Here is a 7,160-nt window from a genome sequence, read left to right on the forward strand (position 1 = left end):
CCGCCGCGGTGAGCCTGCGCATGATCTGCTCGACGGCGACGCGGCCGAGCTCCTGCGCCGAGCCGGTCACCGCCGTGAGCCGCGGCGCGAACTGCTCGGCGAGCTGGTCCTGGCAGAGCGCGATCACCGACGCGTCCTCGGGGACGGTCCGCCCGCTCGTGCGCAGCAGCGTGAGCAGCGGGCCGATCGCACCCTCGTTCTGCACCACGAAACCCGTGGTGCCGGGACGGTCGGCGAGGACGCGAGCGAGCGTCCCCGCGGTGCTCTCGTAGGTGCCCTCGCAGGACCGGTGGAGGAACCGCAGGCCGCGCTGCTCGGCCCTCTCGCGGAAGCCGGCGAGGGTGCGCTCGGCATAGCCGGCGTGCCGGTGGTAGACCCCGGAGCCGTAGCCGATGAACGCGATCTCGCGGTGACCGAGATCGGCCAGGTGGTCCGCGCACAACGCGCCGGCGGCGGCGAAGTCGTGGTCCACACAGGACAGTCCGCGGGCGTCCCGCGGCAGTCCGATGAGCGCGGCCTTGGTGCCTTCGGCCTGCAGCAACGGAATGCGCTCGTCGTCGAGTTCGACGTCCATCAGGATCAGGCCGTCGGCCAGCCCGCTGGCGACGATCCGGCGCACCCCGTCCAGTCCTTCGTCATTGGTGATCAGCAGTACGTCGTAGCCGTACTGCCTGGCCGCCATGGTGACCGCCACAGCGATCTCCATCATCACCGGCACGTAGACGTCGGTGCGCAACGGCACCATCAACGCGACGATGTGCGATCGCCGCGCAGCCAGGGCACGCGCACCGGCGTTCGGGTGGTAGCCGAGCTCCCGCACGGAGCTCCGCACCCTGCGCCGGGTCTCCTCGGAGATCGCGCGTTTGCCGCTCAGCACGTAGCTCACCGTGCTGGACGACACGCCCGCGTGCCTGGCCACATCGGCAATGGTCACCATGAATGTTCAGCCCTTGATAGCGCCGGTCAGGACGCCCGTGCGGAAGTGCTTCTGCACGAACGGATAAACGATGAGCAACGGAATGAGCGTCAACACCACCACGGCCATCTGCAGCGACAACGGCGCCGTCTGGGAGAACTGGTCACCGAAGCCTCCGTTCACCGTGCCGGGCAAGCCGTTGCCCCGGTTGACATAGGTGAGCAACACGTACTGCAGCGGCCACTTCTCGCTGTCGGTCGGCATGTACAGCATCACGTTGAAGAAGGAGTTCCAGTAGCCGACGCCGTAGAAGAGCGCCATCACCGCCGTCACCGCGCGCGAGGTGGGCAGCACGATGGACCACAGGATCCGCCAGTCCCCCGCGCCGTCGATCCGCGCCGCCTCGATCAGGTCGAGCGACGTGCTCGAGTAGAACGCGCGCAGGATCAGGATGTTGAAGACCGACACCGCGCTCGGCAGGATCAGCGCCCACCACTGCCCGTAGCCGCCGAGCCCGGTGACGACGAGGAACGTGGGGATCAGGCCGCCGTTGACGAACATGGTGATGATCAGCAGCGTCAGGATGAAGCGGTGCCCGAGCGACCGTGACCGGGACAGGCCGTAGGCGCACATGACCGAGATCGCCAACGACACGACCGTGCCGACCGCCGTGATACCGAGACTCACCAGCAGTGCGTTGCGCACCGTCGAGTCCGAGAGCATCACCCGGTAGGCCTCGAAGCTGATGCCGTCCGGCCAGAGCACGAGCCCACCCGCGCGGTTGACCGCGCCCTGGGTGGACAGGCTGGTCACCACGATGATCCACAACGGCACCAGCATGATCAGCAGGACCCCGCCGAGGGTGATGCCCTTGGCGGCCTCGCCTGCGATCGTCGGCGGTTCCTCCCAGACCGGGCGCTCGCTCTTCTTCTTGCGAACCGCTTGCGGCGCTGGAGGATTCGCGTCCGCTGGCCCGCCTGTGCGTTCAATCGTGAGTGTGTCGGTCATTTGCGGTACAACCCGTCTTCGCCGAAGGCGTGCGCCAGCTTGTTCGCACCGTAGATGAGCAGCAGGGAGATGATGCTCTTGAACAGACCTGCCGCCGCGCCGTAGCTGTAGTCGCCCGTGGCGATGCCGTAGTAGAACGAGAAGGTGTCCAGCACGTCCGCCGCGTCGTGGCCGACCGCCACACGCTGGATCAGGAACTGCTCGAAGCCGACGGACAGCGCGTTGCCCAGGCGCAGCACCAGCATCAGCACGATGACACCGCGCAGGCCGGGCAACGTGATGTGCCACAGCCGCCGCCATCGTCCGGCACCGTCCGCCGCGGCCGCCTCGTAGAGGTCGGTGTTGATGGCGGCGAGCGCGGCCAGGAACACGATGATCCCCCAGCCGGCCTCCTTCCAGATCACCTGCGCGGTGACCAGCAGCGCGAAGGTGTCCGGGTTGGTCATGATGTCCCAGGTACCGATGTCGTTGCCGCGCAGGAACTGGTTGAGCGCGCCCGCGCCGCCGAGCATCTGCTGGAAGATCGTGATCGCCAGCACCCACGAGAAGAAGTGCGGCAGGTACACAACGGACTGGATGAAGTTGCGCACCCGTTGGGACAGCACCGAGTTGAGCAGCAACGCCAGCGCGATCGGGACAGGGAAGAACAGGATCAGCTGGACGAAGCTGAGGTAGAGCGTGTTCTTCAGCGCTCCCCAGAACAGCGGGTCGCCCATCAGCCGCTCGAACTGGTAGAGGCCGGCCCACACGCTCTGCCAGACCCCGGCCAGCGGGTCGTACTCCTGGAACGCCGTGACGAGCCCGAACAACGGCACGTAGTTGAACACCAGCAGCAGGACGACGGCGGGCAGCGTCATCAGGATCAGCGACCGGTCGCGCCGCAGCCTGATCCGCCAGTCCAGCCTCGCCGGTCGTCCCGCGCGGTCCGATTCGACGGTGGTCACTGGCCGGTACCGTACTTCTGGAGAACGTTGTCGTTCATCCACTGGATCAGCCTGTCGCCACCACCGCTCGTCTTCCAGGTAGCGACAGCGTCCTTCACGTCCTGCACCGACTTCTTGCCGTGGTAGCAGTCCTTGACGGTGTCTTCCACGCCCTGCGCGGCCAGGGCCGTGGCCTGCGCCTGCGGCATGCTGATGTTCATGCCCCAGAAGACCGGCTTGGCGAGGGCCTTCACGTTGGCGGCCTGCCAGGCGGTGAAGTCCTTGGTGACGGAGTCCCCGGTCGGGTTGCTGATGACGGCGGGCGGCGCGCCCAGGAACGGGTAGGTCTTCGCCCCGACCTCCTTCTTGCCCGCATCGGTGGGCGTCGGCACGCCGTTGTCCATCGTGAAGTGGGTACCCTCGACGCCGAAGTTGACCATCGTGTACTCGGCCGATCCGAACGGCGCGGCCAGATAGTTCGCGACAGCCAGCAGCTCCTCGATCTGCTCGGGCTTCAGGTTGATGTTCAGATAGCTGACGATGTCGGTGGCCGAGCCCATGTCGACGCGAGGCGCGCTCTTGCCGTCCGCGGCGAAGAAGTTGAACGCGGCACGCCGGTAGTTCGGGTTCGCGGCTGTGCCGTTCTGGTGGTCGGCGAGGTTCCACCCACCCGTCCCGCCACCCGAGATCAGCGTCTTGCCGCCGTAGAACCGGGTGGTGCCGGCGGCGTTGTCACCGGCCAGGGCGTCGGGGTGCACGTAACCGGCGACCGCGAGCTTGCGGTGCCAGTCGACCGCGTCGAGGTACTCCTGCGTCTCGAACGTGTGCATCAGCTTTCCGTTGTCCACCTTCCACTTGAACGGCGCGCCGAAGGCCGTGTAGAAGTAGGTGAAGACGTCGTCGAAGGCCCAGACCCCGGCCTTGGCGTCGGTCAGCTCCTTGCCGAGCTTCATCAGGTCGTCGGCGGACTTCACCTGGTCGGCCGTGATGCCCTTGGCGTCGAAGACGTCCCGCCGGTAGTAGATGGCGCCGGCGATCTTGAACCCGGTGGAGAACGACGGAATCCCGTACAGCTTGTCGCCCCAGGCACCGGCCCTCCAGCCGGCGGTGGGGATGGCCGCGAGGTTCGGGTACTTCTTGATGTTGTCGCCGGACAGGTAGGGCGTGAGATCGGCGAGCTGGTTGCCGACCAGGCCGCCGGTGTTGAAGTTGGGGTTCCACCAGGCCGGCAGGTTGATCCAGTCGGGCAGCTTCTTCGCCGCGGTCATCGTCGGGATGATCGTGTTGTAGTTGTTGCCGTCCGCGGGCTTCATGTCGAGCTGGATCCCCAGTGCCTTGTTCATGGCCTGGTAGAACGAGTTGTCGGCAGGCGGGACGGTGCCCCACAACGGCGTGACCGCCGAGTACCTGCCGCCCTTGCCCGGCACGCCGGACACGGTGGCCACCCGGTTGGCCGGGTAGCTGAGGAAGCCGGGCTCCGTCATCACGTCGGGGCCACCCGCCACGGAGGGGATGTCCGGCTTGATCGACGTGTTCGGCACGTAGGCCGGCAGCACGGCTTTCAGGGCTGAGTCGGAGTTCACTCCGGCCCGCTGTGGGCCGCCCCCGCCGCAGGCCGACAGCAGCGGCCCCATCGCGAGGAGCCCTGCGGCCGAGACGGTGGCGTTCAGGAAGCTTCTGCGGTTCAACTCGTTGCCCATGGCGGAACCCGATCCTTCGTCGTCGAAGTGTCGAAGCGCTTAAACAGATGCCGGGGAGGTTAGTGACGTGGGTCGCATGAAACAAGACCGTTGACAGCGGAAACCTAGTCGTGCCACCGTCGAAACGCTTCACCGCTAGCTCCGACCTGAGGGGTTACCACGTGGTTTCCGAGTCCGTGTCCGCCGCCGATCGGCTGCCTTTCCGCGACCCGGCGCTGTCGACGCGCAAGCGCATCGACATCTGCTCGGGCGGCTCACGCTCGACGAGCGGATCGCGATGCTGCACCAGTACTCACCGGCGGTGCCGCGGCTTGGCATCGCCACGTTCCGCACCGGGTCGGAGGCCCTGCACGGCGTCGCCTGGCTGGGTCTCGCCACCGTCTTCCCGCAGGCGGTCGGGCTGGGCGCGACCTGGGACGAGGAGCTGGTGCGCCGCGTCGCCGAGGCCATTTCGGTCGAGCTGAGGGCGTTCCACTACCACCGGTCGCCTGTCATCGGCACGGGCGCCAACAGCCTGCAGGCGTGGGCGCCGGTGCTGAACCTGCTGCGCGACCCGCGCTGGGGCCGCAACGAGGAGGGCTACTCCGAGGACCCGCTGCACACCGCGCGGCTCGGGACGGCGTTCTGCCGGGGACTCGCGGGCGACCACCACCGCTTCCTGCGCGCGGCCCCCGTGCTCAAGCACTTCCTGGCCTACAACAACGAGGACGACCGCTGCGTCACGTCCTCCGGTCTGCGCCCACGCGTGCTGCAGGAGTACGATCTCGCGGCCTTCCGCCCCGTGGTCGCCTCCGGCGCAGCCACCGGCGCCATGGCCGCCTACAACCTGGTCAACGGCCGTCCGTGCCACGTCACCCCGCTCATCGAGACGGAACTGCGCCGCTGGGCGGAGCCGACCGGCCACGAGCTGTTCGTGGTCAGCGACGCCGAGGCACCGTCCAACCTGGTCGATCCCGAGCACTACTTCGACGACCACGCCGAGTCCCACGCCGCCGCGCTCAAAGCGGGCATCGACAGCTTCACCGACCACGGCGAGGACTGGGCCACGCCGTTCGGCAGGCTGCGCGAGGCACTGGACCGCGGCCTGATCGACGAGGCCGACGTGAACCTCGCGGTGCGGCGGCAGCTGGAGATCCGCTTCCGCCTCGGCGAGTTCGACCCCGATCTCGACCCCTACGCGGCCATCGGCCCGGAGGTCATCGACAGCCCGGAACACCGCGCCCTTGCGCTGCGGGCCGCGACCGAGTCGGTGGTGCTGCTGCGCAACAACGGACTCCTGCCGCTCGACTCGGCCCGCACCCCGCGGATCGCCGTCATCGGCCCGCTCGCCGACACGTTGTGCGAGGACTGGTACAGCGGCACGCTGCCGTACCAGGTCACGGTCGCCGGCGGGCTCGAAGCGGTGCTCGGGGAACGCGACGGCGAGGTGGTCGTCGCGGACGGCGCCGACCGGGTGGCACTGCGCTCGCGCACCAGCGGCGAGCTGCTGGGCAAGACCCCGTTCGACGTCCTCGACTGGGGCGACGGGGTGCTGACGCTGCGGTCCGCGGAGACCGGGCGCTACCTGAGCCTCAAGCGCGACGACGCCTCACTGGTCGCCGACCAGGACCAGGTCAAGAGCTGGGACGTCTGCGAGACGTTCCGCCTGGTGGCGGCCGAAGATGCCGTGTTGCTCCAAAACGTGCTGACGGGCCTGTACGCCGTGGTCGACCCGGTCGACGGCAGGGTGAGCGTCACCGCCCAGACGCCGGAAGCCGCCGAGCACTGGGAGCGCGAGCTGCTGCGCGACGGCACCGCCGAGGCGCTGGCCGCCGCCGCGTCGGCGGACGTCGCGGTGGTCGTCCTCGGCAACCAGCCGTTGATCCACGGCCGCGAGACCGAGGACCGCGCGGGCATCGCACTGCCCGCAGCCCAGGAGTCGCTGCTGCGCGCAGTCGCCGGTGTACGCCCGGACACCGCACTGGTCGTCATGAGCAGCTACCCCTACGCCCTCGACTGGGCCGACGAGCACCTGCCCGCCGTGGTGTGGACGTCCCACGGCGGGCAGGAGACAGGCAGGGCGGTGGCCGCCGTCCTGTTCGGTGAAGCAGAACCGAGCGGGCGCCTGCCGCAAACCTGGTACCGCGGCGACGACGAGCTGCCGCACCCGCTCGACTACGACATCATCAAGGCGGGCTGGACCTACCAGTACCACCGGACCGCGCCGCTGTACCCGTTCGGCCACGGCCTCTCCTACACCGATTTCGCCCACCGCGACCTGATCCTGTCCACGGACACCGTCACCAGGAACAGCGCGGTCGACGTCTCGGTGACGCTCACCAACACCGGCACCCGGACCGGCAGCGAGGTCGTCCAGCTCTACGTCCGAGCGCTCGACGCCCGCTACGAGGCGCCCCTGCTGCGGCTCGCGGACTTCCGCAAGGTCTCGCTGGCCCCCGACGAAAGCCACGTGCTCACCTTCCGGCTGCCCGCCGACCAGCTCGCCCACTGGGACGTCGCGACCGGCGCCTTCACCGCCGACCCCGGCGCCTACGAGGTGCTCATCGCCCGTTCCGCCGGGAACGTCGTGCTCACCGCGCCGCTCACCGTCGCCGGCCCGGCCCCCGCACCTCG

5 protein-coding genes are annotated in these 7,160 nt (G+C 68.6%); 1 reads left to right on the top strand and 4 read right to left on the bottom strand.

The annotated features are described in order from the left end of the window. From FXN61_RS45605 to FXN61_RS45620, 4 genes are all read right to left on the bottom strand, one after another. Nucleotides 1-937: LacI family DNA-binding transcriptional regulator (locus FXN61_RS45605; RefSeq protein WP_167980048.1), on the bottom strand; the 937-nt coding region annotated here is incomplete at its 3' end. Nucleotides 938-943: 6 nt separating this feature from the next. After that, nucleotides 944-1,924 (bottom strand): carbohydrate ABC transporter permease, encoded by a 981-nt coding sequence (locus FXN61_RS45610; RefSeq protein WP_167980049.1) that lies wholly within the window; start codon nucleotides 1,922-1,924, stop codon nucleotides 944-946. Next, entirely contained in the window at nucleotides 1,921-2,868 is a 948-nt protein-coding gene (locus tag FXN61_RS45615; protein ID WP_312878504.1) for an ABC transporter permease, read from the bottom strand. Before FXN61_RS45615 ends, FXN61_RS45610 begins: the two co-directional genes overlap by 4 nt. Then, complete coding sequence (locus FXN61_RS45620; protein WP_167980050.1) at nucleotides 2,865-4,547, bottom strand: ABC transporter substrate-binding protein; 1,683 nt, start codon at nucleotides 4,545-4,547, stop codon at nucleotides 2,865-2,867. Before FXN61_RS45620 ends, FXN61_RS45615 begins: the two co-directional genes overlap by 4 nt. A 277-nt stretch (nucleotides 4,548-4,824) precedes the next feature. On the opposite strand from FXN61_RS45620, the gene FXN61_RS45625 reads away from it, so the two are divergent. Further along, a partial coding sequence (locus FXN61_RS45625) for a beta-glucosidase family protein (RefSeq protein WP_223165866.1) occupies nucleotides 4,825-7,160 on the top strand: 2,336 nt, incomplete at its 3' end.

This window comes from Lentzea indica (assembly GCF_012184385.1).
Classification (GTDB): domain Bacteria; phylum Actinomycetota; class Actinomycetes; order Mycobacteriales; family Pseudonocardiaceae; genus Lentzea; species Lentzea indica.